Source organism: Methylobacter sp., assembly GCF_004322395.1.
In the GTDB taxonomy this organism is placed as follows: domain Bacteria; phylum Pseudomonadota; class Gammaproteobacteria; order Methylococcales; family Methylomonadaceae; genus Methylobacter_A.
Window position 1 is genome coordinate 16,550 of record NZ_SCTW01000008.1, and the last position, 26,595, is coordinate 43,144.

Annotated in this window: 24 protein-coding genes, 1 tRNA gene and 1 pseudogene; 15 read left to right on the forward strand and 11 right to left on the reverse strand. The window is 46.2% G+C overall.

Annotated features, from left to right (window positions below; all coding sequences use genetic code 11):
• Positions 1-44 precede the first annotated feature (44 nt).
• Positions 45-1,022, reverse strand: a complete 978-nt coding sequence (locus tag EPO18_RS00680) for a M48 family metalloprotease (protein WP_292429110.1) — start codon at positions 1,020-1,022, stop codon at positions 45-47.
• Positions 1,023-1,549: 527 nt separating this feature from the next.
• Entirely contained in the window at positions 1,550-2,947 is a 1,398-nt protein-coding gene (locus EPO18_RS00685) for a sigma-54 interaction domain-containing protein (RefSeq protein WP_292429113.1), read from the reverse strand.
• Positions 2,948-3,191: 244 nt separating this feature from the next.
• Between EPO18_RS00685 and EPO18_RS00690 the strand changes: the two genes are divergently transcribed.
• The 3 genes from EPO18_RS00690 (at position 3,192) to EPO18_RS00700 (ending at position 7,465) form a co-directional block, all read left to right on the forward strand.
• On the forward strand, positions 3,192-4,292 hold the full coding sequence (locus tag EPO18_RS00690; RefSeq protein ID WP_292429115.1) for an MBL fold metallo-hydrolase: 1,101 nt from the start codon (positions 3,192-3,194) through the stop codon (positions 4,290-4,292).
• An 86-nt stretch (positions 4,293-4,378) separates the two neighbouring features.
• Positions 4,379-5,632, forward strand: a complete 1,254-nt coding sequence (locus EPO18_RS00695; protein WP_292429117.1) for an NAD(P)/FAD-dependent oxidoreductase — start codon at positions 4,379-4,381, stop codon at positions 5,630-5,632.
• Positions 5,633-5,731: 99 nt separating this feature from the next.
• Positions 5,732-7,465: a SulP family inorganic anion transporter gene (locus EPO18_RS00700; RefSeq protein ID WP_292429119.1), complete on the forward strand. Its 1,734-nt coding sequence runs from the start codon at positions 5,732-5,734 to the stop codon at positions 7,463-7,465.
• Positions 7,466-7,585: 120 nt separating this feature from the next.
• On the opposite strand, the gene EPO18_RS00705 is transcribed toward EPO18_RS00700, so the two are convergent.
• The gene (locus EPO18_RS00705; protein WP_292429121.1) at positions 7,586-8,632 is read right to left on the reverse strand and encodes a hypothetical protein; all 1,047 of its coding nucleotides are present in this window, start codon (positions 8,630-8,632) and stop codon (positions 7,586-7,588) included.
• Positions 8,633-8,743: 111 nt separating this feature from the next.
• On the opposite strand from EPO18_RS00705, the gene EPO18_RS00710 reads away from it, so the two are divergent.
• Complete coding sequence (locus tag EPO18_RS00710; protein ID WP_292429124.1) at positions 8,744-9,163, forward strand: HIT domain-containing protein; 420 nt, start codon at positions 8,744-8,746, stop codon at positions 9,161-9,163.
• Between the two features lie 5 nt (positions 9,164-9,168).
• Here the strand turns inward: EPO18_RS00710 and EPO18_RS00715 are convergent, their stop codons facing one another.
• Entirely contained in the window at positions 9,169-9,654 is a 486-nt protein-coding gene (locus tag EPO18_RS00715; RefSeq protein ID WP_292429127.1) for a flagellar basal body-associated FliL family protein, read from the reverse strand.
• A gap of 72 nt (positions 9,655-9,726) precedes the next feature.
• On the opposite strand from EPO18_RS00715, the gene nagZ reads away from it, so the two are divergent.
• The 3 genes from nagZ to EPO18_RS00730 are packed head-to-tail and all read left to right on the forward strand — an operon-like array spanning position 9,727 to position 12,021.
• Complete coding sequence (nagZ, locus tag EPO18_RS00720) at positions 9,727-10,743, forward strand: beta-N-acetylhexosaminidase (RefSeq protein WP_292429130.1); 1,017 nt, start codon at positions 9,727-9,729, stop codon at positions 10,741-10,743.
• Positions 10,736-11,275 carry a hypoxanthine-guanine phosphoribosyltransferase gene (locus EPO18_RS00725; RefSeq protein ID WP_292429133.1) on the forward strand — a complete coding sequence of 180 codons (540 nt, stop codon included), beginning with the start codon at positions 10,736-10,738 and terminating at the stop codon, positions 11,273-11,275. The genes nagZ and EPO18_RS00725 overlap by 8 nt, the downstream gene beginning before the upstream one ends.
• 5 nt (positions 11,276-11,280) lie before the next feature.
• The gene (locus EPO18_RS00730) at positions 11,281-12,021 is read left to right on the forward strand and encodes an S-methyl-5'-thioinosine phosphorylase (RefSeq protein WP_292429136.1); all 741 of its coding nucleotides are present in this window, start codon (positions 11,281-11,283) and stop codon (positions 12,019-12,021) included.
• Positions 12,022-12,028: 7 nt separating this feature from the next.
• On the opposite strand, the gene EPO18_RS00735 is transcribed toward EPO18_RS00730, so the two are convergent.
• A complete protein-coding gene (locus tag EPO18_RS00735) occupies positions 12,029-12,508 on the reverse strand; it encodes an FKBP-type peptidyl-prolyl cis-trans isomerase (RefSeq protein WP_292429139.1) in 480 nt (159 codons plus the stop codon).
• A 91-nt stretch (positions 12,509-12,599) separates the two neighbouring features.
• On the opposite strand from EPO18_RS00735, the gene greB reads away from it, so the two are divergent.
• Positions 12,600-13,100 carry a transcription elongation factor GreB gene (greB, locus tag EPO18_RS00740; protein WP_292429142.1) on the forward strand — a complete coding sequence of 167 codons (501 nt, stop codon included), beginning with the start codon at positions 12,600-12,602 and terminating at the stop codon, positions 13,098-13,100.
• 148 nt (positions 13,101-13,248) lie between these two features.
• Positions 13,249-13,338 (forward strand) — tRNA-Ser (locus EPO18_RS00745).
• A 1,203-nt stretch (positions 13,339-14,541) separates the two neighbouring features.
• Here EPO18_RS00745 and EPO18_RS00750 read toward each other — a convergent pair.
• Together EPO18_RS00750 and gshA are read right to left on the reverse strand one after the other, a co-directional pair.
• Entirely contained in the window at positions 14,542-15,267 is a 726-nt protein-coding gene (locus EPO18_RS00750; protein WP_292429428.1) for a phosphoadenylyl-sulfate reductase, read from the reverse strand.
• Between the two features lie 59 nt (positions 15,268-15,326).
• A complete protein-coding gene (gene gshA, locus EPO18_RS00755; RefSeq protein ID WP_292429144.1) occupies positions 15,327-16,913 on the reverse strand; it encodes a glutamate--cysteine ligase in 1,587 nt (528 codons plus the stop codon).
• Between the two features lie 425 nt (positions 16,914-17,338).
• Between gshA and pap the strand changes: the two genes are divergently transcribed.
• Positions 17,339-18,829 (forward strand): polyphosphate:AMP phosphotransferase, encoded by a 1,491-nt coding sequence (gene pap / locus EPO18_RS00760; protein ID WP_292429147.1) that lies wholly within the window; start codon positions 17,339-17,341, stop codon positions 18,827-18,829.
• A 169-nt stretch (positions 18,830-18,998) separates the two neighbouring features.
• Positions 18,999-19,727 carry a helix-turn-helix domain-containing protein gene (locus tag EPO18_RS00765; protein ID WP_292429149.1) on the forward strand — a complete coding sequence of 243 codons (729 nt, stop codon included), beginning with the start codon at positions 18,999-19,001 and terminating at the stop codon, positions 19,725-19,727.
• Positions 19,728-20,101: 374 nt separating this feature from the next.
• On the opposite strand, the pseudogene EPO18_RS20640 reads toward EPO18_RS00765, so the two are convergent.
• The 4 genes and pseudogenes from EPO18_RS20640 to EPO18_RS00790 all read right to left on the reverse strand — a co-directional run bounded on the left by EPO18_RS20640 (position 20,102) and on the right by EPO18_RS00790 (position 22,344).
• A pseudogene (locus EPO18_RS20640) lies at positions 20,102-20,729 on the reverse strand (DNA/RNA non-specific endonuclease).
• Positions 20,730-21,092: 363 nt separating this feature from the next.
• Positions 21,093-21,551 carry a DUF1249 domain-containing protein gene (locus tag EPO18_RS00780; RefSeq protein ID WP_292429159.1) on the reverse strand — a complete coding sequence of 153 codons (459 nt, stop codon included), beginning with the start codon at positions 21,549-21,551 and terminating at the stop codon, positions 21,093-21,095.
• 6 nt (positions 21,552-21,557) lie between these two features.
• Positions 21,558-21,962, reverse strand: a complete 405-nt coding sequence (locus tag EPO18_RS00785) for a 6-pyruvoyl trahydropterin synthase family protein (protein WP_292429162.1) — start codon at positions 21,960-21,962, stop codon at positions 21,558-21,560.
• An 82-nt stretch (positions 21,963-22,044) separates the two neighbouring features.
• Entirely contained in the window at positions 22,045-22,344 is a 300-nt protein-coding gene (locus EPO18_RS00790; RefSeq protein ID WP_292429165.1) for a PilZ domain-containing protein, read from the reverse strand.
• A gap of 302 nt (positions 22,345-22,646) precedes the next feature.
• Here EPO18_RS00790 and pssA point away from each other — a divergent pair, with 302 nt between their 5' ends.
• From pssA to rimI, 4 genes are all read left to right on the forward strand, one after another.
• A complete protein-coding gene (pssA, locus tag EPO18_RS00795; RefSeq protein WP_292429167.1) occupies positions 22,647-23,387 on the forward strand; it encodes a CDP-diacylglycerol--serine O-phosphatidyltransferase in 741 nt (246 codons plus the stop codon).
• A gap of 248 nt (positions 23,388-23,635) precedes the next feature.
• Entirely contained in the window at positions 23,636-25,180 is a 1,545-nt protein-coding gene (locus tag EPO18_RS00800) for a 2-isopropylmalate synthase (protein WP_292429170.1), read from the forward strand.
• A 110-nt stretch (positions 25,181-25,290) separates the two neighbouring features.
• A complete protein-coding gene (locus EPO18_RS00805; RefSeq protein WP_292429173.1) occupies positions 25,291-25,983 on the forward strand; it encodes a uracil-DNA glycosylase in 693 nt (230 codons plus the stop codon).
• Between the two features lie 9 nt (positions 25,984-25,992).
• A complete protein-coding gene (gene rimI, locus EPO18_RS00810; RefSeq protein ID WP_472850867.1) occupies positions 25,993-26,535 on the forward strand; it encodes a ribosomal protein S18-alanine N-acetyltransferase in 543 nt (180 codons plus the stop codon).
• Positions 26,536-26,595: the final 60 nt, after the last annotated feature.

The following is a 26,595-nucleotide window of genomic DNA, read 5'->3' on the forward strand; positions in this document are numbered from 1 at the left end:
CCTAGCATCCTATCAAGCTTCGTAGTCAGGCCGAATCATAGAGGCTAATTGTTAAAATCTAACGGACTGGACATTTGTGCGGGCTGGGTCTGTGTTTGATGCGCGCGCTTAATGTAATCCTGATACGCGGGCATTGCAATTGCAGCAAGTACGCCTATTATCGCCACCATCGCCAGAAGCCCGCCCATTCCGCCACCAAAGCCAAAGCGGGGTATGAACAGCGCGAGCAGCCACGCTAATGGGTTGCGCATCGGCGAAGAATAAGCGGGATTATCGAGACGAGCAGCACGTTTGACCAGCCAAGGATAATCCGCCACCAATTCATGGAAAGACATCCAAAAACCGCTACTGTCTTTAGTTTGCTCGAGATAGGCCGGCACGCTCAGCGTGGCCCAGCGTTTTTCCCCAGCAGCCAGAGCAACCAAACCCTGCACAGCTGGTTGCGATCCATTGCAGCAGGCCAGGCCAAACTGGTCGCAAGTGTATTCACGGGCTCGAGAGTATGCTGCGCCAAGCAACGGAAGAATACTCGCCGGCCAAATATACGGCCCCCATTCAAGATGTTTTCTTTGAATATGGCCGAGTTCGTGGCCGATGTAGAAATTGATAGCCTCCGGGCTGCCTTCCATCGCGTCGACTACATTGGAATACAAAACCACAAAATGTCGACCAAGAAAACGTGTCGCAAAGGCATTTAATATTCCTCCACCATTTATCAGATAGGCATCCGGGTATGGTGTTACGCCCAGCGTTTCGCAGCAGCGTGTATAGCGGTCATGAAGGTCAGGAAACTGATCGGCGCTGATTTTCACGCCATTGCCCTTAATCCAGGCTATCAAAGCGGACTGTGCAAACAAATAACTGATGAACAAGGCGAACATGTAAAGTAACGCTACGCCCATGGTGCCAACGATCAGTAGCAGCCAGAAAATAGTCGCCAGCGCGAAATGGAGCGTAAATAATATTTTTTCGTTCTTATAGACCAGCTCACCGATATTAGCCAAGCGATTGATTGCTTGCATGTTTTTCTCCAAAAAAGGCTAATTGCCTGACGTAAAGCTAACCGGGCGCAAACCAGGTAGGCATAAAAATAGAAGAGCGGCCCTATGGACCACGCGCCGGTCGAAAGCTATAGGATACTAAGGAAGCGCACGCTATCGTGCTCTTCATTGGTTCATATGGTTATGTTTATGTGTTCCCACGTGCTCATCATTGCCATTAAATTACGGATTTAATTATTGTGGGCGCGAATTTATTCGCGCGGTAGTGTAAAACGCGAATAAATTGGCGCCCACGACATTCAACCATACTATTTTCGGCTTAGAGCTTACGGGCAGCGATACGGCGCGCGTTGCCATCAAAATAGACATAGCTTATACACTAGAAATAATACTCTAACAATAAAACTTAAGGTTTTTATTTCTAAACCGAATAGCTCATATTTTTCGTTCCCACTCGTCGAATTGAAATGCTATCAAGGCTCGCTACGCAAAATGTGCTTAAAATGAAGGACGAAGGCAATGCTCGGCACTGATAATTCCGACCCGTGTTAAACCCCATAAATCTTACGCTTACGCCAGAACGTCGCCCGGCTCATGCCCAGCGAACGGGCAGCCAAGGTAACCTTGCCATTGCTCTGCTCCAACGCCTGACGGATTGCGGCTGATTCTTCTGCTGCCGACAGCGACGTATTTTGCACAGCTTGCTGCTCAACGGTGCGCGGCTCCCTAAACTCAGGCGGTAATTCAGACCAGCGCAACGCCGTTCCTCTGCCTACAGCAAAAGCATATTCCACGACATTATGCAGCTCCCGAATATTGCCCGGCCAGGCATAGTCCAGCAATGCCCGCATGGCCTGCGGATCGATTTTTTCGATTTTCCTGAAATTGGCGGCATTATGCTGCTGGATAAAATGCCAGATCAGTAAACTTATATCTTCGCGGCGCTCCCGCAACGGCGGAATAAAGATAGGTACGACCCTGAGCCGGTACATCAGGTCTTCCCGGAAACGCCCCATTTTCACTTCTTCGCGCAATGACCGATGAGTCGCGGCGACAATACGTACATCGACATCGATTGAACGGTCGCCGCCTACAGGAATATAGTTTCTTTCTTGTATAACCCGAAGCAGTTTGGCCTGCAATTCAAGCGGCAGTTCAGCGACTTCGTCCAGAAACAAGGTTCCGCCGTGCGCGCGTTGAAACAGGCCGCTATGATCCTTGACTGCGCCGGTAAATGCGCCGCGCACATGGCCGAATAATTCGCTATCCAACAAGCTACTGGACAAGGCCGCGCAATTGATCGCCAAAAAGGGTGCGTCGCGGCGGGCGCTCAAATCGTGAATGGCCTTGGCAACCAGTTCCTTGCCGGAACCGCTCTCGCCTCTTACCAATACTGTAGCTTCCGTTTCTGCGGCATTTCGAATAATCTGAAAAACCGCCTGCATGGCCGGTGAGCGGCTTAATAATCCTTGAAAACCCTGCTTTTCAGACTCAGGCACTCCGCCTACAGGAGATAGGCGATGGGCGGTAGCGAGAGCTTCGCTTGAGTCCTTCGGCAAAATCGTATCTGCCTGTTGTGCTGAAACGAGAAGCAACAGTCCCAAGCCACCGGCAAAAATGCCCTCTTGATCATACAAAACCTGGGTAAACTTATTCAGCTCAATTTTATGACCATCAATCTTAAGTGATTTTATAAGTTGCTTTTTATAGTCATCGCCCTCAGTAATAGCGTATTCTTGCAAACAAAGTTTGCCTGTGATATTCGTAGCTTTTAATCCCGATAACTGCTCTGCACCTTGGCTCCAATGAATAACCTGTTGATCCCGGTCAACAATGTACAGGCCAACAACATCGCAAAGAGCTAACAGTTTTAAAAATAAAGGCTGCAATGGCTGCCGCGTCAGCCAACTTGATAAGAGCTCGGGAATCTGTTTCATTTGTTTCATGAATGTCTCACTGAATCGAATATATGTTTCAATGAAACAATATATGAAACATAAAAAAGACGCAAGGCAAAAGGCGAAAGGTGCTCACTTTAGCTATGCGCCCTTTGCCTTTGCCTTTAGCCTTTAGCCTTTAGCCTTTAGCCTTTAGCCTTTAGCCTTTAGCCTTTAGCCCTTCGCCTTAACCTTTTGGCACAGGCCTTGCTTTAACCCGGATATATTCCATAACCAAAGCCGGAGAGACATCATGCTATTCAAACAATTATTCGATCAGGAAACCTGGACTTACACTTATTTAATTGCTGATCCGATCAGCAAAGACGCTGTCCTGATTGATCCGGTCAACACCCATATCGATGAGTATATTGAGCTGCTGGCAGCACACGGCCTGCAACTGAAATATTCCCTGGAAACGCATGTTCATGCCGACCACATCACAGCAAGCGGCCTATTACGCCAACGCTTGGGCGCGCAAACCGCGGTGAGCGGACTGTGCGGGGCCGAATCGGCCGACATTCAAATTCAGGACGGCGATATTTTTAAATTTGCAGTCAACGAACAAATCAAAGTAATTGCCACGCCGGGACATACGCGCGGCAGTATTTCTTTTTTATGGCGAGACCGTTTGTTTACCGGCGACTCTTTGTTAATCGGCGGTTGCGGACGCACCGATTTTCAAGGCGGCGATGCCGGTGCGCTTTATGATTGTATTACCCAACGCTTGTTTACACTGCCGGATGAAACATTGGTCTATCCGGGCCACGACTATCAACAACGCTGGGTGAGCTGCATTATGCAGGAACGCACGACCAATCCGCGTTTGGCAGGCAAGACTCGCGAACAGTTTATCGAAATCATGCGTAACCTGAACTTACCCAAGCCCCGGTTAATTGATCAGGCGGTGCCCGCCAACCGTTATTGCGGCCTGGATGAAAATGAGCGCCAGGATGCCGTATCGCTTAGGGACGCAACACCCCCGGTTCGCGCTACGACAAAAACCGAAGAGATGGTGGCCGCTACCAAGCAACAGATAGTCGAAATTGATGTCGCAAAATCCAAACAGCTGATTGCGGAAGGCAATATCGTGCTGATCGATACCCGCGAAGAAAGCGAATATGCGGCTGGGCACATTAACGGGGCGCTATTGGTACCGCGCGGCATGCTGGAATTCAAAATCGGCAACATGCCTGAACTGGCCGACAAGTCTAAAGCGGTGCTCATATACTGCCGCTTGGGCAATCGCTCGGCATTGGCGGCGCAGACCATGCAGCAATTGGGTTACACTAATGTATTATCTATGGCCGGCGGATTTGAAGCCTGGAAAAAAAGCCAAGAAGCAGAACAATAAAAACAGGTGGATGACAAAATGTGTGTTGCTTTACACTTTTGTCGTGTATCAGAATCTTCCACTAACTACATGCCTGAGAGGAATTTATGTCAAACCAACACCATACTTTGCTAATCATAGGAGGAGGCGCCGCCGGCGTTTCCGTTGCCAACAACATGCGTCGCCAAAACGCCGAGATTGATATTGCAATCGTTGAACCGTCCGAGGTCCACTATTACCAGCCGGGCTTCACTATTGTAGGCGGCGGCGCTTATACTTTAAAAGAAACCGCGCGCAATGAAGCCGACTTGATCCACCCGACCGTTATCTGGATCAAGGATTATGCGGAAACCTTTCAACCGGATGACAACAGCGTCACTTTACGTTCCGGCGATACGATCAGCTACGACTACCTAGTAGTCTGCCCCGGCCTGCAACTGGATTGGGACAAGATTGAAGGCTTGAAAGAAACGCTGAACAAAAATAATGTTTGCAGTAATTATTCCGCTGAGACCGTGGAATACACCTGGGAATGTATCCAGAATATCAAGGAAGGCACGGCGCTGTTCACCCAACCGCCGATGCCCATCAAATGTGCAGGTGCGCCGCAAAAAATCATGTATCTGGCGGCAGACCGCTTCCGTAAAAGAGGCACACTGGACAAATTTAATATTGAATTTTTCAATGCCGGCCCTGTCCTGTTCGGCGTGCCGTTTTTTGCCAAAGCATTAAGTAAAGTCGTCGCCGAATACGGCATTAAAACCAATTTCAACCATAATCTGGTTGCTATTGACGGCCCGGCCAAAATCGCCACTTTTGAAACTACCGACAGCGAAGGCAACAAGCAACGCGTTACCAAAGCGTTCGACATGATTCATGTCACGCCGCCGCAAAGTGCACCGGATTTCATTAAGAAAAGCCCTCTGGCTAATGCCGCCGGCTGGGTTGATGTCAATCCGAACACATTGCAGCATACTAAATACAGCAATATTTTCGGCTTAGGCGACGCTGGCTCAACACCCAATGCCAAAACAGCAGCCGCAGTGCGCAAGCAGGTGCCAGTCGTGGTCGACAATATTCTTAGCCTGAAGAACAGCAAGGATGTCCAAGGAGGCTATGACGGCTACGGCTCGTGCCCATTAACCACCTCACTGAGTAAAGTGATGCTGGCTGAGTTTGCCTATGACGGCAGGGTAACGCCTTCGTTCCCTTTGCTGGATCCAAGAAAACCTCGTTCTATCTGGTGGTGGGGTAAAACTACCGGCTTCCCATGGCTGTATTGGCATCTGATGCTTAAAGGCTATCGCATCGATATTCCTCATTTGGAATGCTATGCCAAAAAGTTTTTGAACGAAGAATAAATTATTAGGCGAAAGGCGAAAGACAAAAGGCTAAAAACTCGCTACACCCTGCGTCCTTCACCTTTCGTCTTTTGCCTTTCGTCTTTCGCCTTTTTTCCCATGCCCCACTCAAAATCCAATAACTCGCGATTAACACAGTTATTTCCGATCATAGGCTGGCTAAAATCCTACACTCGCCAGGAATTTAACAGCGACTTGTTCGCCGGCATCATCACCGCTATTTTGCTGGTTCCACAAGGTATTGCCTACGCGATTATGGCCGGCTTACCGCCTCAACTTGGGCTCTATGCCAGCATTCTGCCGCCAGTATTGTATGCCCTGTTCGGCACCAGTCGCACCTTGTCGGTCGGGCCGGTTTCAATAGCTGCTATTATGATTGCCAGCGCCTTGACCGCGCCGGAAATCAGCGTACTAGGCAACCCTGTGCAAAGTGCGCTGATCTTGTCGGCAGAAAGCGGAGCTATTATGTTGCTGATGGCACTGCTGCGCATGGGTGGACTGGTGAATTTCATCAGCCACCCGGTGCTTACCGGCTTTACCAGTGGCGCCGCGCTACTGATTATCGGCAGCCAATTACCCCAGTTGTTCGGCTTAAAAACGCCGTCATGCGGTTTTAATGTTAGCTGCTACAGCCATTATTTTTCAGGCATAGTGTCGGCTACCTTATTCATCGGCCTTATCGCGATTGGCTTATTGGTGTTTTTCGGCAAACCGCTGGTTCTTATGCTTAAAAATTCGGGTATGCAATCTTACCTGATCGCTGCAATCAGCAAATGCGGGCCATTGTTAACCATAATATTGACAACCCTGGCTGTTGATTATTTTGACCTGACAAGTCAACAGAACGTGGCGGTTGTAGGTAAAGTTCCGTCCGGCTTTCCCGTATTAAATATGGACCTTTCCCCTATCGAAAAATGGTCCGTATTACTGCCCTACTCCGGCTTTATCGCGTTAATTGCCTATGTAGAAAGCGTTGCCATTGCCAAAGTCACCGCCAATTTCAGGGGCGAGAAAATCTTTCCTAACCAGGAATTGATTGCATTGGGCGTCGCCAACGTGGCCGCCGCTATTTCCGGAGGAATGCCGGTAGCAGGTGGGTTTAGCCGTACCATGGTGAATTTTTCCGCCGGTGCGCGAACTCAAATGGCCATGCTGATCGCAGCTGGTATTCTTGCCCTGGCAGTCATTTTCTTTAGCCCGTTATTTGAAAACATTCCCAAAACGGCGCTGGCTGCGATCATTCTGGTCGCCATCGTTCCTTTGGTAAAACTGAATGACATTGCCCACACCTGGCGTTATGATCGCGGCGATGGCATAGCCGAAATCGCCACCTTGCTGGGTGTTTTAGTTTACGGCATTGAAGAAGGCATCACGCTGGGCATTATCCTCACTCTGATCAGTCATTTGCGTAAAACCAGCCAACCGCATATTGCCGTGGTCGGGCGCATCCCCGGCACTGAGCATTACCGCAATATCAAACGCCACAATGTGGAAACTTGGTCTCATCTGTTGTTACTGCGTGTCGATGAAAGCATCACCTTTGCCAACATCAATTATATCGAGGAGTTTATTAATGCCGAGTTAAGGCAGCAGCCGGACATTAAGCATGTAGTGCTTATTTTTACGTCAATCAGCGACATAGACACCACCGCCCTGGAGGTACTGGAAAACCTGAATCATACATTGCAAACAGCAAAAATGACCTTACATATCTCGGAAGCAAAAGGCCCTGTACTCGATAAACTTGAAAAAACCGATTTTCTCAAGCAACTGCAACCCGGCAAGGCATTTTTCCATACCGAAGATGCGGTTAGGGAATTGGCTAAAGGCTAAAGGCTAAAGGCTAAAGGCTAAAGGCTAAAGGCTAAAGGCTAAAAATTGAAAAAGTTCTTGATACTCAAAGCAAGCTTTTTTTGCCTTTCGCCCTTTGCCTTTCGCCTTTCGCCTTTTGTCCTATTTCGAAAACGCAATAAACCGCCGATAAGGCGAACCCTGCTTCCAGGTAAAAGCCTCGGTGTAATAATGCATTAACGCCAGATAACCCAGCAGGCCTAAGGTAACCGCTTTATTGATTTCCACGCCGAAAAAGAACTCGATGACCGCATTGACCGCACTGTCTCCGTATGACTGCAACACAAATGCCAGCGCAAAGGAACATAGCGGCAATACGACAAAAACAGGCAGATGGCAACGCGCCGCATAGCGGTACATAAAATTCTGCGGATGCTTATGATGCTTGTTGTAATCATGCACCACATAAAAAATATAGGCTGTCGCATCATGCACCAACCTGGGCATCAAAATTGCGAGAAAATAATACTGCTGAACAAAAAGATAGAAACTGCTTAATACCAATAAAACATTGGACCACAAAAAATACCTGCCTGATTGTATGGTCACATAGCGTTGGCATAACAACGCACCGCAAAACAGTCCCGCACATAAACCGCCCGCAATAAGTTTAATCCATGACAGCTGTTGCACATCCAGACTATTTTTCAGGAAGATGCCGATGTAAACGAAAAGGCCCGCCGTCACGCTCAGCCACAGCAACAAATAAAAAGCCCAATCAGGCAGGCGATACAGGCTGCGGCCCACTCCCAGCTGCTGTTTGAGTACATGATATACGGTCCAGGCCGCTACCGTTACGTAAAGTACGGTATAAGAAATAAACAAACTGCCTATACCGAAAACTATTGCAATAGCGACCGTCATCAAAATGATTTTCAGCTTATAGAATTTCAGGTATTCGGTATTGCTCACCAGTAAAATGGAACTTGCGACGATGTGCGGCGTTCCAAAAATGATTTGGAACAATAAGAACTGCTTAGGACTACTCGGTAAATTCTGCTGTAAAAACCCGTTCCAAAACCAACCATCAGATAGCTGTAGCAGCAAACACAAGGGAATGATTGCATACAGTCCCAGCAATAACCGGAACGAGACGGTCAATTGATTATTATTAGGTATGTCTTGAGCTGAGATGGCTTGGGCAGACATAAAACTATCCTCCTGTTATCGTTGTTATATTCTCAGTCAAAATATTAAGTTAAACTGATTATTCAACCATTTTCAAGCATTGCTTTTAGTTTTTTTAGGATAAACAGAATCATGACATTTCAGCTACACTCACGCCTGAAGCAGGATTGCATAATCATTGGCCGTTTTGAGTTATGCCGGTTATTAATGATGAACGACAGCCAATATCCCTGGTTTATACTGGTGCCGGAACGAGCGGATATACAGGAAATTTATCAGCTGAACAAAACAGAGCGTGAACTACTTACCGAGGAATCAAGTTATCTTGCCGAAAACCTGGCCATAATTTATGAAGCGGACAAAATGAATGTTGCTGCAATAGGCAATATGGTTCCGCAACTGCATATCCATCATATAGTCCGCTACCGGACCGATAAAGCTTGGCCTGCGCCGGTTTGGGGGAAGTTTGATGCTGTGCCTTACACTGAACAACAGATTGCGGATAACGTGATCTACATTAAAGAGAAATTAAAAATACAACCCTTAGCTTAGCCTGATCAATCAACTAAGAATTCAGTAAAATAAGCTTCTTTAAAGCCTTCTTTATGCTCGGACTTATCATCCTCGGAATGACTTTCCGCTTTATGTTTTTCGGAATGACCTTTTTCATCTGATGCATTATGCTCTTTGGCGCCTTGCATCCTTGCCAGCGTCTGACGAATCACGATAGTCGTTTCTTTCCGCAACGCTTCACGCTGTTCCATAGTTTGAAATTCATCAGACGGCCTGCCGCTGTAAAGCATGATTAATTCGTGCCTTAATGCAGGCATGTGTTTCTTTACCACTTCAATGGATTCTTCCCCATCAACCAATAATTGCACATTTACCACCAAAAGTTTTTTTGGTTCCGCCAAATTAACGGTAAACTTAGGAGACATTTCTATATATTTTGCACCTGATTCCGACTCCGACTCTTTTGCCCCCTCGTTAGCAGCAGCAACAGACATGAACAGAAGACTTAATAACACACCCCATAAACGCATAACAGACTCCGTGTAACTAAAAATAGGGACTTAGTATAGGCCCAACCTCATCAATTTTAAAACGAATCCATAATGATAACCAATCTCCCCATCGGCCCTATAATGCTTGATGTTGCAGGCTTAACCCTGACACAAGTCGAAAAGGAAAAGATAAACCATCCCAATACCGGGGCGGTCATTCTTTTTTCGCGTAATTATCAAAACCCCGAACAAGTTACCGAGCTGATTAACAGCATTCGTGCGGCGCGAAACGGCGATATATTGATTGCTGTAGATCAGGAGGGCGGCAGAGTCCAGCGATTTCAACAAGGTTTCACTCGCTTGCCGCCTGCGTCAAGCTATACACAAGAGCCCGAATTAGCAGAGTCAGCCGGCTGGCTAATGGCCGCCGAATTATTGGCAGTCGGCGTTGATTTCAGCTTTGCGCCGGTCTTGGATATCGACTGCGGCGTTAGCGAAATCATTGGCAACCGTTCATTCTCAACTGATCCGACACTTGCAACACGTCTTTCCAGTTTATTTAGAAAAGGCATGGATGAAGCGGGTATGGCCGCAACCGGCAAGCATTTCCCCGGTCATGGTGCAGTCGCGCTTGATTCACACCTGACCCTGCCGGTAGACGAAAGAGACTTGGACAGCATCAGGGCAAAAGACCTGTTACCTTTTAAACAACTAATCGCAGAAGGTTTGGAAGGCATTATGCCTGCGCATGTGGTCTATCCTAAAGTTGACCCGAATCCGGCCGGCTTTTCGCCGTTCTGGATACAGCAGATTTTGCGCAAAGAGTTAAAATTTAACGGCACGGTGTTCAGCGATGACTTAAGCATGGAAGGCGCGGCATCGGTCGGCGACTTCCCGGAACGCGCCAGACTGGCGAAGCTTGCCGGCTGCGATATGATCTTGGTTTGTAATAACCCGGCTGCCGCCGAGCAAGTACTTGATGCATTGCCGATAATCCCGGATCCAATCAGAGAACAACGGCTCAAGCGGATGCAAGGCAAACCGCAGATGGATCGCAAACAGCTGATGCAAACCGAAAAATGGCAACAACTATCCACTCTGATCAATCACACCTATAACTATGCTTGAAGAAATAAGACACGTTCAGACAACTTCAGATTTGCTGTACAGCGAGCAGGAAGTTGAAGCCGCCATTGATAAAATGGCTCAGGAAATCAACCTTGCGCTTGCCGATCGCAATCCGCTATTGCTCTGCGTCATGAACGGTGGCGTAGTCATTTTCGGCAAGTTACTGACCCGATTAACCATCCCGTTAACCATCGATGCGATCAATGCCAGCCGTTATCAAAACCAGACATCAGGCGGCAAAATCGAATGGCTGGTTAAACCGGAAACACCGCTTAAAGATCGGACGGTGCTGATCATTGACGACATCCTCGACGAAGGCATTACCCTTCAAGCCCTCTGTGAATATTGCCGGGAACAAGGTGCGGCAAACGTCTACAGCGCCGTGTTGGCGGATAAAATCCTCGACCACGAAAAACCTTTAACTGCCGACTTTGTCGGATTGAAAGTGGAAAACCGTTATTTGTTCGGCTACGGCATGGATTACAAAGGTTATTTACGTAACGCACCGGGCATTTATGCCTGCAAGGAATAAACATCATGACTCAATTAGCCATCATTGGCGGCACTGGCCTGACACAACTTAGCGACTTAAAAATCATTAAACGCGAACAGCTGAGCACGCCTTATGGTTCGCCCTCCGCTGAATTTATCACCGGCGAATTGAACACAAATAAAGTTATATTCCTGGCCAGGCACGGCAATCCGCACACCATCGCCCCACACAAAATAAATTACCGGGCCAATATCTGGGGACTTAAACAGCTGGGCGTTGAACAAATTATCGCCGTCGCCGCTGTAGGCGGCATTACCGACGAGATGGCTCCTGCACATATCGCCATCCCCGACCAGATCATTGATTACAGCTATGGCCGCTTGCATACATTTTTCGAAGATGAAGCAGTCACTCACATAGACTTTACATATCCGTACAGTCAAAAACTGCGCTCCCGCTTAATCAGCGCCGCACGCGACGCCAATATAAAAATCAGCCCACTAGGCACTTACGGTTGTACCCAAGGTCCCCGCTTGGAAAGTGCCGCAGAAATCCTGCGCATGGAAAGAGACGGCTGCGATTTGGTCGGCATGACCGGTATGCCGGAAGCGGCTCTGGCCAGAGAACTCGATATGGATTATGCTTCAATCAGCGTAGTCGCCAACTGGGCAGCAGGAAAATCGGAAGGTGAAATAACCATGGAAGAAATTGAGCGGCACCTCCATAAAGGCATGGCAAATACCGCTGAATTACTCAAAGCTTTTGTAGCAGGGTTAGCTACTTAACTTTTATTTAATGGTGACAACCTGCGCCATGGATATGTCCATGCGCAGTTTCTTCTTCAGTCGCAGGTCTAACAGCCACGACTTCCACATCAAAAGTTAAGGCTACTCCTGCCAGCGAGTGATTGCCGTCTATAGTAATATCATCGCCATCAATCTTAACGATGGTGACCTCGCCGGAGCCGGAACTAACGTCGGCATGAAACATCATGCCGACTTCAAGCTCATCTATACCTTCAAACATAGCGCGTGGAATGACCTGAATCATCGCGTCGTTTTTCTCGCCATAAGCATCTTTAGGGGCAATGCGCACATTAAATTTATCGCCGACGGTTTTACCATGCAACGCATCTTCCAGGCCGGGTATAATATTTCCTGTGCCGTGCAGATAAACCAAGGCTTCACCACCTCTCGAACTATCCAACACTTCGCCGGCATCATTCGTCAAAGTATAGTGAATTGAGACAGCCATATTGTCAGCTACTTGCATGATAAAACCTTTTTGGTAATTTAAAAGGCGACTATGATAAAGAGTTGTAGCTCTTTTGTCTGAAAATTATTTATATCTACAGGAAATCATCATGTCGCGCTGGAGACCGCCAAGCCCCAAATCATCCCCTTACATCACCCCGGAAGGCTATCAGGCGCTGGAAACTGAATTGAAAGGCCTGTGGAGCAAACGCAAAGAAGTTACCCAGGCTTTATCCGCCGCAGCAGCGGAAGGAGATCGCTCGGAAAATGCCGAATATATTTACCGCAAAAAAGAATTACGCGGCATCGACCGGCGCATCCATTATCTGCAAAAACGGCTGCCCAGCCTTAGCATCGTATCCCAACCGCCTGATGATCAGGACAGGATTTTTTTTAGCGCCTGGGTAACCTTGGAGAATGAAGCAGGTGAGGAGCTGACTTACCGCATTGTCGGAGCTGATGAGCTTGATCCTAAAAAACAATACATCAGCCTCGATTCGCCCTTGGCAAGGGCATTGCTTAAAAAAACGTTTGACGATGAAGTCGCCATTAAAAACGAGCTTAAAGAGACGCGTTATACAGTCGTTGACATTAATTACCGAAAAATCTAAAACACTATCAAAAGTTTAGAGTACTGCGACGCAAACAATGCATTTTGCTATGCAGGGGGATGAGTATTCTATAAAACACCTCATGTTCGCCTTAAATAAAGAATTAATATTGCAATAAATGCAGCACCCTATATAATACGCCGGGTGTGGAGAGGTGGCTGAGCGGCCGAAAGCGGCGGTCTTGAAAACCGTTGAGGGTTGATCCCCTCCCAGGGTTCGAATCCCTGCTTCTCCGCCATACAATAAAATTCATTAAGAATCAGCAACTCCATGATTCTCAATTCAAAAAAGTTAACAAATTTGTTAACCGTTTCCTGAGTAAAAAAATCGATAAAGCTCAAGCGTAAACATTCGCTCAGACATGCTCTTTATCGCTGCCTAGAAGCCTTTAGACGATGGCTTTACTTAGGCCGTACCAAAAAAAGCGTAAGTTCTTTAATCTTTATACCTGAAGTGCGCTTCTTGCGGAGCCCTGTTCATCTTCAAGCTTGGCTTTTTCAATTCCTGATAGTCGCCTTTCTTTTCAGATCTCAGTTTCAAACTCAGCTATGATTATAAAGTGACTAGTTGAGCGCGCCATCCTATCGAGCTTGGTTATCATCATCTTGTGGCCTTTTCTAAGATAACCCAGACGGTTTTAAGCCCTGACCTATCGGCTGTGTGCCTGATTTCTTTTCTCAGTAAATTTAGTACATCCATACTGGTTTAACTTCTCCAATTAAACCGCCAATGATTGACCTTTACGGCTTACTCTTGCGTAACCTATTGCCTGACTCATACATCACCTCAATGTCTTATTAAGTCTTAATGTTGTGAGATTTAATTACAAGCTATAAATCGAGGGCCGAGATCCTTCAAGGGCGTACCCTACCGTTGAGTAAAAAACGCTGCCTTAGTACATATGCATTATTTACACGGCTTGTTTATCGTATGTATATCTCATTTTCGTAAATATTAATTCTTTCTTAATCTATGTTTAATGCTGCACGAATTCGTTTGTTGTAATATTATGCTTACATGTCACGATTTGTTTTGTTCGAGTGTATCTATGAAAAAATTATCAATAAGCCCTATCACGTCAAAGGAATACGATAGATTAGTAATGTATGGCTCAACCGAAGTGTTCCATTATCATGATGGAACGATAAGTTCTACCTATGCGACTCATCCTGAATATGGTGATGTCATCCTTATTTCAGCTTTTCATGGCAGTTGTTTGATGATTCATCGATTAGATGCTACGTAATATAAAAGAGCTAAACAAGATGGTCGCTATTCCGGTTAAGGGTGAGCTTTATACGTGAGGAAAGAGTTACCGGATCAAGATAAGTTAACGAATTTAATCCAACCCTTGTTTGGTTTCATTCCGGTTGATTTTTTCTTTAATTAAAAGCTGGAGATTTTTAAAACAGCTAACACTCTACGTTAAAGCGGTCAGCCTTTATTTTTTCAAATTTCCCGCATGCAATCCGCATTCTTTTTTCGCTTCCGACTCCCACCACCAGCGACCGGCTCTTTCATGCTGATTGGGCAGCACAGGCCGGGTGCAAGGTTCGCAGCCTATGCTGATAAAGCCTTTCTCGTGCAATTCGTTATAAGGCACTTGATAGGCTTCAATATAATCCCAGACTTGCGCGGAACTCCAGTTGAGCAAGGGATTAAATTTAACCAATTGATGCTCGGCATTAGAAAATGCGGTGTCTAACTGCACTTCAGGAATATCTTGCCGGGTATCAAGGCTTTGATCTTTACGCTGACCGGTAATCCAGGCGTCTAAATGGACCAGTTTGCGTTTTAGCGGTTCAACCTTGCGGATGCCGCAGCATTCCTGATGCCCGTCTTCATAGAAACTGAACAGGCCCTTCTTTTTAACGAAGCTATCCAGCACGTCTCGGTCCGGCGTCAATAGTTCAATATCTATCTGGTAATGTTTCCTGACTTTTTCTATAAAACGATAAGTTTCAGGATGTAAACGCCCTGTATCCAAAGAAAAGACCTGAATGTCTTTTCTGATAGACACAGCCATATCGATCAGCACCACATCTTCCGCACCGCTGAAAGAAATGGCTATGTTATCGAACAACTCCAGCGCTTTTTTCAGGATGACGCGCGGGTTCTTATGCTCTAGCTCGGTTTGCAGTTGCTTTATATCGAAGGTTGTCATGATGTGCTTTTCCTCGTTTCTACGCCGTGCGGCTTTGTAGCTCGGCCCGCGCAGTCATTAAATTATGCTTGCAAAAAATACTGCTTCAAGAAATCGTCAAAAGGGAGCTGTTTTTTGCTTTCGATTTCCTGCTGTTTATCAAGAGACCCTGCCGCCATTTCATTAAACTGCTGCTCTTTAAGCTTATCGAGTTGATTGAGTCTGAAATATTGTTCATGCTCGGTCGAGATATTTAATGCAAAACGGGAAAACGGCTGCCGCAGTTGGGTCATCTGCTCCAGCATTCGCGCCGATGCGGTTAAATCGGGGTTTTCGACTAACACCAGCTGTTTTTCCAAGGCGGTGCTATAGGGTTTGCTCGCATTATCCTGATCGAGAATCGCACACACTGGTTCCATGGATTCAAGAATTTCAGCCGCCCAATCCTTTAGCAGAATTTTCTGATTATTTTTATTCAGTTCCAATCCCGGTTTTCGGCCAAAGTTAGCGACAGCCAGTTGATTGGCATTATTAACCTGCTGCTCCTGATCTGAAGTTTTCGGGCTGTCTTGCAACAGACACGTGAGCAGCAGCGCCTCAATAAAACGGGCTTTATCTTCGTCAATGCCGATAGGATTAAATAAATCCAAATCTAAAGAACGCATCTCTATATAACGAACACCGCGACGCTTCAGCGCCAGGGTCGGCTTTTCGCCGGACTGGGCAATTTGTTTAGGCCGCATAGTGCTGTAAAACTCGTTTTCAATTTGCAAAATATTGCTGTTCAGTTGACGGTATTCACCATCAACCAGAGTGCCGATTTTTTCGTACTCAGGATAAGGCGTGTTAATGGCCGCGCTTAAACTGCTGACATAACCGTCTATAGAGTTGTAATCGATTTTCAGATTAGCCTGATTTTTACTCTTGTAACCGATATCACTCATGCGTAATGAAGTCGCATAGGGATGATAAAGCGTACCATTGTCAAATTCTTCAAATTGCATCATCAATGCCGGACGGCTCTTGAAGAAGCTTTTGCAGATGGCCGGTGATGCGCCGAACAAGTACAGAATTAACCACCCCATACGTTGGAAGTTCCTGATTAAACCGAAATAGGCCTCGTTAGTAAACTGCTCCAGATTGAGTGAGCTGTTTTTTTCTTTGTGCAAAACTGGCCACAACGCTTTCGGCACCGAATAATTAAAATGAATCCCGGCAATAGACTGCATGGTCCTACCGTAGCGATGCCATAAACCGTGCCGATAAATGTGCTTCATCCTGCCTATATTGGACGATCCGTATTCGGCGATGGGAATACTCTCATCCCCGTCGATGCCACAAGGCATACTTGCGCCCAACAGGATTTCATTGTCCAGATGCTCATAAACAAACCGGTGTATATTGCGCAAATAGTCCAGCGAATCTTTAACGTCATCAAACGGCGGGGTAATTAATTCAATCAAGGCTTCAGAATAATCCGTGGTAATACACGGATGAGTCAGTGCTGCACCTAATGTTCGAGGATGAGGTGTTTGGGCGATGAATCCGTCTTTGGATATGCGCAGGCTTTCTTTCTCAATCCCTTTAAGCCCTCCGCAAAGCAGTTGCTGATGGCCGTTTGCATTCATTTGATCCAAACGTGTTAAAAGCGCGCTATTCAAATTAGTCATAGAATGGATACATGCCCTATAGTCCTTGTAAAATCCGACTATTATAAAGGGTTTTACTAATTGAATAAATATTATCGCTGATATGCAAATGAAGACGGAAGTTTATTTCCGCTTATTTGATGTCGAAAAAAGAATTTTCTGCACCGGCTTATACTTTATTCTTCGTTACAAATAGAGTTGGGCAAATACATCTTGTATTCTTCCGCTGAGAAAAAGATTGTTCCTCATTTGCTGAACGAAAAAGGACGTAAACATGTCGATTTTGATCGGTTTTTTATTACTAAAATTATTAATTACCTAATTCTGAATATCAAATTAAGCTACATATGGAAAACCAACCACCAAACAATCTTCTTTATAACCAATAAACCTATACGATCTATACTTAATATTTCTATTTTTAGGGTTACTCCAGAGAGATCGTCATGTTTGAATCAGCAGAGCTTGGACACAAAATAGACAAAGCCATATACGATACAGAAGTACCCCGGTTGCGCGAAGCATTACTGGAGGCACAGATGGATTTGGCAAAATTGGCCAAATTTCCAGTCATTATTTTAATCGGCGGCTTGGATGGCGCGGGACGAGGCGAAACCGTCAACTTGCTCAATGAATGGATGGATCCGCGTTTTATTCAAACCCACGGCATGGGCGACCCATCCGATGAGGAGCTTGATCGCCCGATGATGTGGCGGTTCTGGCGCGAACTTCCTCCAAAAGGCAAGATAGGCCTGTTTCTGGGTTCCTGGTATACGTGGCCAATTCTCAATCGTGCCACCGGCCACACCAATGCGGCTGAATTCGATCAGAGCATGGAACGCGCTAAACGCCTGGAAAGGATGCTAACCGACGAAGGCGCGCTGATCCTCAAATTTTGGATGCATTTATCTAAAGACAGGCAAAAAAAACGCCTTAGATTGCTTGAAGAAAATTCGAAAACCCGCTGGCGTGTGACCGATCGCGATTGGAAACATTTCAAGCAATACGATAAGTTCCGCGTTGTATATGAAAGCGTAATACGCCATACCAGCACTGCTGAGGCTCCATGGACTATCGTCGAAGGCTACGATCCGCATTACCGCGGCTTGACCGTGGGCAAGGTGATTCTCGAAGCCATACGCAAACGCTTGGACGATGCAGATACCAAAATAACGAAAGTTCATGCGCCCCCCTCGCCGCTGCCTTCGATTGACCAACTCGACATCCTAAAAACGTTGGATCTCAATCAGAAGATCGACAAGAAAGAATTTAAGGCTGAACTGGAAAAATATCAGGGCAAGCTCGCTTTGCTGACTCGCGAAGACAAATTTAAAGACATCACCGTAATAACTATTTTCGAAGGTAATGACGCCGCCGGCAAAGGCGGCGCAATTCGCCGCATCACGAGCGCCCTGGATGCTCGCTGGTACAATATCATTCCAATTGCCGCCCCTACCGAGGAAGAACGCGCTCAACCTTATTTGTGGCGTTTTTGGCGGCATATTCCGCGGCGTGGACGGTTGACTATTTTCGATCGTTCCTGGTATGGCCGCGTATTGGTCGAACGCGTTGAGAGTTTCTGCTCAGAAGTAGACTGGATGCGCGCTTATAGCGAGATCAACGATTTTGAGGCGCAACTGGTGCGTCATAATATTGTGGTGGTCAAATTCTGGCTCGCGATCAGCAATGAAGAACAACTTGCCCGCTTCAATGAACGCGAAAAAATCGGTTTTAAACGATTTAAGATTACTGAAGAAGACTGGCGCAATCGCAATAAATGGGATGAGTATGAGCACGCCGTATGCGACATGGTAGATCGTACCAGCACCGAAATTGCGCCGTGGACGCTGGTGGAAGCCAACGACAAGAACTTTGCCCGTATCAAGATATTAAAAACGTTGTGCAAACAAATTGAGGCGGCTATGGCTAAATCATAGCTTGGAAGTCCTAGATCGATATATACCTAAGCATTAAGCGTCTTCCTTAAACACTGCAATCCTTTTTAAATAGTATTGGAGTGCACTTGGATGCCTTGCGACCAAGTTAAGTTTTTGGTAGATTGGTCGGCTTTGACTCTCAATACTGTCCTTTCTCGCTTTCAAAATAATGATCAATTCAACCGCAGAAAATTCCTCGACAACCAAAACAGCAGTCACGTGCATAAACTGTAACTTGGATAATTTGTGCATTCCGAAAGGGCTGCCTCGGTCGGAAGTCGGTGAACTCGCATTATTGGTTAATCGCAACAATATCCGCCAAAAAGGCGAGGCTATATACCACAGCGGCAGCCCATTCAGAGGAATCATTGCGCTCCGCTCCGGCAGCGCAAAATTATTGAGCTTTGACCAAAATGGCAATGAGCTGGTTGTTGATTTTATTTTTCCGGGTGAACTATTGGGATTTGACGGCTTGTCCTCGCAAATCCATAACTGTACTGCGATAGCATTGGAACCGGTAAATTATTGCCATTTGCCGACCTATAAAATTGAAATATTGGCCGTCAATACCCCTGCCTTAAGTCAAGTGTTATTGCAAAGATCCTGCAACCAGTTTGATACCCAAGTACAAAAGATGATGTTAAGCCGTCGGCCGGCTGAAGAGCGTGTAGCTTGCTTCATTCTGCATATTTCAGACCGCTTGAAAATACGAGGCTACTCTGAACTGGAATTTCGCCTGAGCATGTCACGGGAAGAAATAGGAAATTATCTTGGGATCGCGCATGAAACGGTTAGCCGAATCATCCATCTCTTTCAAGAACGAAAGCTGATCGAGGTTAAATCCAAGCAACTGAAAATACTGAATAAAAAAGGGCTGTTTAGCTTCTATACAACTTAATCGCTAAACAACCCTGAGTAGAGGATAGGATTGAACATCCGCATACAACAGTATGCTATATGCGGCAAAACGAAAATTCCGGACCAGAAGGGAAAGTCTTTTATTTTCTATACGCTGAACTAGAGTAATCTTCAGCGATTTCTTTCACTGAATACCTACTTGATCATGCTCACCGATAACAATTTCGCATCTCATTAAAAAATCGATAATTGATTTGTATCAACGCATGTCTATTTAAACAAAAATGCGAAATAAAAAATTGAGCCAGATCAACAAATGTTTCTTTATGAGGCTGGTATTTCAATCGGAGCATAAATCAAAGATAAAAACCACCCAAGTAACTGGCAATGAACGGTTTCAACAGTTAATAGCTATTAATGCTGTAACGGTAATCTGCTGATAGTTTGCAAATCCCAAGGCATCGGATCAACAGCCGATTCCAGATGCGCCTCAATGTGATCATTCAGCTCACTAAAAAAGTCCAAGCCTGCTTGCGCCTCTATATTATCGATACTGGTTACGAACTGCGCCAACGGTTCTTTTCCTTTAACGGTCTGCGGTATTAAAAAGCCCAATACAATAGGCGATCCTCCTGGGGTGGGTTCTGTAATATAGATTTTGTAAAAAGCATCGGGTATTTCCACCGTCCAGTCCGAACTTAGCCGCTCGACCGTACCGCTAAAAACCGGTCCGGTGATCACCCATACTTTGCCGAACATTTTGGCAAAATGCTTTATTTCCGCCTCCTCCAAACGCTGCCACAGCTTTTGATTAAGATTGGATTTGCGGGGTGATATTGGTCATCAAAAAACTGTCTGACTGCCCTTCCCTGCCGTATAGACGGCTCATCGCATAATTTGGCGCCATATGCCCGCGGTCATAACCACTGTGCTGATAGCTGTCATGACTGACCCGATTGATGCTGCGCCAGTCGGTCTCAAAGCGATTGGGACGTTTTAAGGAGCGCCCATTTTCTTTAGCGGCAGTCAGAGCATACTCCACCCACAGCGGGTTGCCACGTAAATCAGAATAACCCAGAATAAAGCCATCATTACGTAATATGCGAAACCAGGTATCGATGTTTTTAGCATTGGAGGATTTTGGCGTCTCTTGGTAAAGCAACGCGGGACGCCCAATTTTAACTTCGTATCCATAACCGCCCAAACCCAGGACGAGAATAACCAGCAACAATACCGGATGCTTACGACTTAGACGAAACAATTCCGTCAGTAATTTAAAAAAGCTTAGTACGTTTTTTTTTGCGCATAGCGAATGACTATACAAAATCAACAGGGTTCGACAGGACGCTTTCAAGCGTAAAAGGATGGACTGAAGATTTAGTTTGAAAGAGACATTCCCAATATATTAAGCCCAAGCTTCTGTTTGCAGTATGTTAGAGCTGAACAAGTAGTCTTTTTTTAAGCAGTGATCCAACCATTTTTGCAAAAAATAATTTAATCGCCATTTGTAATTCATAATTTCACGGCTTAGTCCGGGATCTTTAAAAACCTCAGACACACCGGCACGTGCATGATCGCTCAATACTTCAGCCAAATGCGCATCCAGGTAAACCCTTATTTTTACAGCGGGCGCCAGAAATTCTTCGTTATTTTTATTGAAGCAATGGCTAAGCTCCAAAGTCATCGTGTACGGTGTGCGCTCAATGATCTCAAGGTGCAACATGGTATGGTGTGGAGCGAAGCCAATAGCGGTTGTTTCTTTAAACGCCATCAAATCCGGAATTAACTTAAAAAGCTTTTGATAGTTTGATTCACAGACTTGTTCGAGACAAATTGATTTATTGACCGGATTTACAAAACTCATAACTGCTCAGTTTTCTCGGTAGCAAGCGTGGGCGCTGGCGGTCTCCCACAACACCACCTGAACAACGTTAAAGCCGGACTGTTTGAGATGCTGATAAATCATTTTACTCAAAACCTCTGCGGTGGGATGTTCGTCAAGGGCAAGAAAGCGCTCCTTGTTCGCAGTAAGCATAGGGATGATCGGATCATCTTTATGCAACAAAAAATTGTGATCGAGATGCATATCTATAAAATCTTCAACACAGTCTCTAATATCGGAAAAATCGCAGACCATGTCTTGGTCGTTAAGTTGCTCATGTTCTATCGAAACTGAGGCCTTAACGCTATGCCCGTGCAAATTACGGCATTTGCCGGGATGATTCATTAACCGGTGCCCGTAACAAAAATACACCTCTTTGGTAATCGTATACATAATAATTCTGTGTTTAATTAAGGAGCGTCGTCTATGGCATAGCAAGGAGGAGACAAGACAACGCAGAAGAAGCCGATGAGGCTTAGTCTCCCTTTATGCTCTTTATGGTAGCGGCAACCTCGTAGCTGCCGTCGTCTTGCCGAGTGCTTCTGATAACCTCAATAAAAGCAGTCATTGAGGGAGTGATTGTATTTTTGGGAATGACATTTATTTCCATCGCTTTGCCGGCATCGAAAAAACGGTCGGAAATAAATGAAACTCCGGCGCCGCTGATTGATGAACAGCGGCCATGGTGTAATTCATCTGAATCCACAAGTCTGTAGGTGACATCACAGTCTATTTCCATTCGAATATAATTACGTTTTTCATCATATTCCAGCATGTTTTTCCCCTGTCAAGTTTACAGTTGTTACTTTTATTTGGTTGGACCGCACGGCCTTAGCTGCGAAGTTTACTATAAAAGCACAATAATAGAGCATGATTTGCAACAGCGCGCTTAAACAAGCCGGTCGCGCATAAGCTATAGTGTTTGGCAACTGATTGCCCGGTTCGAAATACAATCAAAAGAGGCTTAATACTTTTAAATTAGATTTTTGATTAAGCTAGGTTCAGTTTCAAGGCTCATTGTATAATTCAAAGCAATGTTTTTTACTGACCTCCTAAAACTTAAGGATTAATTAAAATATGCTCCCAGAAAAACACTCAACTCGCCGTCGTGGAATTTATTTGCTACCTAACTTATTTACCACGGGCGCCCTGTTTTCCGGTTTTTATGCTATTACTTCAGCGATGGGAGGGCGTTTTGAAACCGCTGTTATAGCCATTTTTGTAGCAATGATTCTGGACGGTATGGATGGACGGGTGGCAAGGCTGACTAATACGCAAAGCGAATTCGGCGCTCAATACGACAGCCTTTCCGACATGGTTTCATTTGGCGCGGCCCCCGCTTTGGTCATGTATTTATGGGCGTTTTCGAGCCTCGGTAAATTGGGCCTGTTTGCTGCATTTGTCCATGCGGCGGGCGGCGCATTACGGCTCGCGCGTTTTAATACCCAGCTTGCAACGGCCGATAAAAATTATTTCCAGGGACTTCCCAGCCCTGCCGCCGCGGCTATTCTTGCCGGATTTATATGGATTTGCCTGGAGTATAAATACGACATTGAGCTGTTCAAATATTTTGCACTCGTCTTAACGGTCAGCACCGGCTTGCTGATGGTGAGTAATTTCCGTTATTGGAGTTTCAAAAAAATCGATCTAAAAGGCAAAGTGCCTTTTATTGTCACCATTGCCGTGATGTTGGGCATCGCTTTTGTGATGGCGCAACCGCAAACAATGTTGTTCCTGTTGTTTTTAGGTTATGCGATTTCCGGCCCGGTTATCACGTTGGTCATGCGCAGACGCCGGTTGCAAGGGCGTAAAGCGTAAAATCTGCTTGAGGCAGCGCAGCCATTGGCGTATAGTCGCAACCATGTTTATTCAAGTCAGTCCTGCATTTCAAAAACCTTTTTCTGCCGCAATGTCCGCCGGAACAGCTTTGCGTGCGTGGCTATGCCTGCCTTTAAGATTCCTGCCCTGATGGGCGCATAATCTTTTTCTACTTAAAATTATTTATATTCTAATATCCCGTATCAACCTGACCGTTGATAGTTCTCCATGAATGGAGTGAGTTTTCTATGAAAGACAAATTAATAATTTTCGACACTACTTTGCGCGACGGCGAGCAAAGCCCCGGCGCATCCATGACGCGCGACGAAAAAATCAGGATTGCCAAAGCCCTGGAACGTATGAAAGTTGACGTGATCGAAGCCGGGTTTCCTGCGGCCAGTCCCGGCGATTTTGAAGCCGTTCAGGCGGTAGCCAACGTCATAAAAGACAGCGTGGTATGCGGGTTGGCCAGAGCCTTGGACAAGGACATCGATCGCGCAGGCGAAGCGCTTAAAGGCGCTAGGCAGTCACGCATTCATACCTTTATCGCCACCTCGCCGATACATATGCAAATGAAATTGCAGATGCAGCCGGACCAGGTTATCGAATATGCGGTTAAGGCGGTCAAGCGCGCACGGCAATTTACCGATAACGTCGAATTTTCTCCGGAAGATGCCGGGCGTTCGGAAGAAGACTTTTTGTGCAGGATTCTTGAAGCCGTTATCGACGCCGGAGCCACAACACTGAACATTCCAGATACCGTAGGCTACAGCGTTCCTGAGCAATTCGGCGCAACTATTGCCAACTTGATCCGGCGTATCCCCAATTCAGACAAAGCAATTTTTTCCGTGCACTGTCACAATGATTTGGGCCTTGCGGTTGCCAATTCGTTGTCGGCAGTTATGAACGGTGCACGGCAGGTTGAATGCACCATTAACGGCCTAGGCGAGCGCGCCGGTAATGCATCATTAGAAGAAGTGGTGATGGCGGTGCGTACTCGTAAAGATGTGTTTACCTGCCAAACCGGCATAGATACCCGCGAAATTTTGACCTGCTCAAAACTGGTCTCGTCAATTACCGGTTTTCCTGTGCAGCCTAACAAAGCTATCGTCGGCGCAAATGCTTTCGCGCATGAGGCGGGCATCCATCAGGACGGCGTATTAAAAAGTCGTGAGACCTACGAAATCATGCGTGCGGAAGATGTAGGCTGGACTACCAACCGTATGGTGCTGGGCAAACATTCAGGCAGGAATGCCTTTAAAAGCCGCATCGCCGAATTGGGCTTTGAGTTTGGATCGGAAGAAGAGCTGAACGAGGCTTTTTCGCGCTTTAAGCAATTGGCCGATAAAAAACATGAAATCTTTGATGAAGACTTGCAAACATTGATTTCGGAAGCCGGTTTTGAGGCGGAAGATGAGCATGTCAAACTGATAGCCCTGAAAGTGTGCTCGGAAACCGGTGAAATACCCAACGCAACCGTTACGCTACGAGTAGCCAATAAAGAAGTCACCGGCAATGCCGACGGCGGCGGCGCAGTGGATGCCAGTTTAAAAGCCATTGAAAAGCTGGTGCAGACCAACGCCACGTTGGAGCTTTATTCGGTTAACAGCATCACCAACGGCACCGATGCCCAAGGCGAAGTCACTATCCGCCTTGAACAAGCAGGCCGGATTGTTAACGGCTTAGGCGCCGATACCGACATTGTCATCGCCTCAGCCAAGGCTTATATCAATGCCGTGAATAAACTGCAAAGCCCTGACCAACGCCAGCACCCTCAGAAAGGGGATGTTTGATTAAGGTGAAAGGCGAAAGGCTCAAGACAAAAGACCCATCGTTCCCATGCTCCGGCGCGGGAACGCATCCGGCAACGCTCCAGCGTTGCGAATAACCGGCTGACTCCGCTTTGGATAACGCAACACGTCTGCAATACCTGGAAGCCATGGGCATTGATGTCTGGTTGTCCCGAACTGCTCCTGATCAAGAGCAGCCGTCGGTATCCGATCCCGATGCTATAGCTGAAAACATCCAGCCAGAACCGGAATCGATTGATACTTGGGAAGCGTTACAAGCCGAAGTTGCCCCCTGCACTAAATGCGATTTATGTAAAACGCGCACTCAAACCGTTTTTGGCTCGGGCAATAAAAAAGCCGAGTGGATGATCATCGGCGAAGGGCCGGGGCAAAACGAAGATTTACAAGGCTTACCTTTTGTCGGCAAGGCCGGTCAATTGCTAACGGAAATGCTTAGAGCCATAGGCCTTGATCGGGAAGAGGTCTTTATCGCTAATATCGTCAAATGCCGCCCTCCTTCCAACCGCGATCCCAAACCTATAGAAATCGAAACCTGCAAGCCTTACCTGCTGCGACAAATAGCGCTGATCAAACCAAAAATCATCGTAGTTTTAGGGCGTGTTGCCGCACAGGCATTGTTAAACACGGAAGAGCCGATCGGCAAATTAAGAGGAAAAATACACGCTTTAAATGACACGCCGGTTGTTGTAGTCTATCACCCTGCTTACTTGTTAAGATCATTGCTGGACAAGCGCAAAGCTTGGGCGGATTTAAAACTCGCGCTGCAAATATATAAAAAACATTAAAGGTTGATCATGTTGGAAATGATGTTAGAAAAAATAAAAGACTTTGTGGTTTACGATGCCGATAGAGAGTTTTACGCCAAAATATTTCCTGACTCAGTGGGTAGAAAAGATTTAATGCGCCTAAGAAAAATGAGAAATTCCGATTTACCCGGCGTTATGGCGATTGAAAAAGCAAGCTATCAATTTCCGTGGGAAGAAGATATTTTCAGGGATTGCTTTAAAGCCAACTATAGTTGCTGGGTCTGTGAAGAGAACGACACCGTGTTGGGCTACAGCATACTTGCCATGGGTGTAGGCGAAGCGCACATTTTAAATATCTGCGTGGCCCCTGCCGAACAGGGACAAGGAATAGGCCGCAAAATGCTGGAAAATCTTATTGGATCAGTCAGAGGAAAAGCAGAAACCATGTTCCTGGAAGTCAGGCCGTCCAATACCGTTGCAATAGCACTTTATCATGATATGGGCTTCAACGAAATCGGCGTCAGAAAAGGTTATTACCAATCGGAAAACGGCCGGGAAGACGCCATCATGCTGGCGTTGCAGATTTTCTAAAGTCATTTGAAGTAGAACGCGGATGACACGGATTAGGCTGATAATCACTGATAAAAAAGC

Bases quoted from the DNA above. Each gene is read 5' to 3' on its own strand.
- EPO18_RS00735 (WP_292429139.1), bottom strand. From the start codon at position 12,508: ATGCAAGTAGCTGACAATATGGCTGTCTCAATTCACTATACTTTGACG.
- EPO18_RS00780 (WP_292429159.1), bottom strand. From the start codon at position 21,551: ATGAGTTTTGTAAATCCGGTCAATAAATCAATTTGTCTCGAACAAGTC.
- EPO18_RS00800 (WP_292429170.1), top strand. From the start codon at position 23,636: ATGAAAGACAAATTAATAATTTTCGACACTACTTTGCGCGACGGCGAG.
- pap (WP_292429147.1), top strand. From the start codon at position 17,339: ATGTTTGAATCAGCAGAGCTTGGACACAAAATAGACAAAGCCATATAC.
- EPO18_RS00725 (WP_292429133.1), top strand. From the start codon at position 10,736: ATGCTTGAAGAAATAAGACACGTTCAGACAACTTCAGATTTGCTGTAC.
- pssA (WP_292429167.1), top strand. From the start codon at position 22,647: ATGCTCCCAGAAAAACACTCAACTCGCCGTCGTGGAATTTATTTGCTA.
- EPO18_RS00785 (WP_292429162.1), bottom strand. From the start codon at position 21,962: ATGTATACGATTACCAAAGAGGTGTATTTTTGTTACGGGCACCGGTTA.
- EPO18_RS00685 (WP_292429113.1), bottom strand. From the start codon at position 2,947: ATGAAACAAATGAAACAGATTCCCGAGCTCTTATCAAGTTGGCTGACG.
- EPO18_RS00680 (WP_292429110.1), bottom strand. From the start codon at position 1,022: ATGCAAGCAATCAATCGCTTGGCTAATATCGGTGAGCTGGTCTATAAG.
- EPO18_RS00705 (WP_292429121.1), bottom strand. From the start codon at position 8,632: ATGTCTGCCCAAGCCATCTCAGCTCAAGACATACCTAATAATAATCAA.
- EPO18_RS00710 (WP_292429124.1), top strand. From the start codon at position 8,744: ATGACATTTCAGCTACACTCACGCCTGAAGCAGGATTGCATAATCATT.
- nagZ (WP_292429130.1), top strand. From the start codon at position 9,727: ATGATAACCAATCTCCCCATCGGCCCTATAATGCTTGATGTTGCAGGC.
- EPO18_RS00700 (WP_292429119.1), top strand. From the start codon at position 5,732: ATGCCCCACTCAAAATCCAATAACTCGCGATTAACACAGTTATTTCCG.
- EPO18_RS00730 (WP_292429136.1), top strand. From the start codon at position 11,281: ATGACTCAATTAGCCATCATTGGCGGCACTGGCCTGACACAACTTAGC.
- EPO18_RS00695 (WP_292429117.1), top strand. From the start codon at position 4,379: ATGTCAAACCAACACCATACTTTGCTAATCATAGGAGGAGGCGCCGCC.
- greB (WP_292429142.1), top strand. From the start codon at position 12,600: ATGTCGCGCTGGAGACCGCCAAGCCCCAAATCATCCCCTTACATCACC.
- EPO18_RS00765 (WP_292429149.1), top strand. From the start codon at position 18,999: ATGATCAATTCAACCGCAGAAAATTCCTCGACAACCAAAACAGCAGTC.
- gshA (WP_292429144.1), bottom strand. From the start codon at position 16,913: ATGACTAATTTGAATAGCGCGCTTTTAACACGTTTGGATCAAATGAAT.
- EPO18_RS00690 (WP_292429115.1), top strand. From the start codon at position 3,192: ATGCTATTCAAACAATTATTCGATCAGGAAACCTGGACTTACACTTAT.
- EPO18_RS00715 (WP_292429127.1), bottom strand. From the start codon at position 9,654: ATGCGTTTATGGGGTGTGTTATTAAGTCTTCTGTTCATGTCTGTTGCT.
- rimI (WP_472850867.1), top strand. From the start codon at position 25,993: ATGTTGGAAATGATGTTAGAAAAAATAAAAGACTTTGTGGTTTACGAT.
- EPO18_RS00790 (WP_292429165.1), bottom strand. From the start codon at position 22,344: ATGCTGGAATATGATGAAAAACGTAATTATATTCGAATGGAAATAGAC.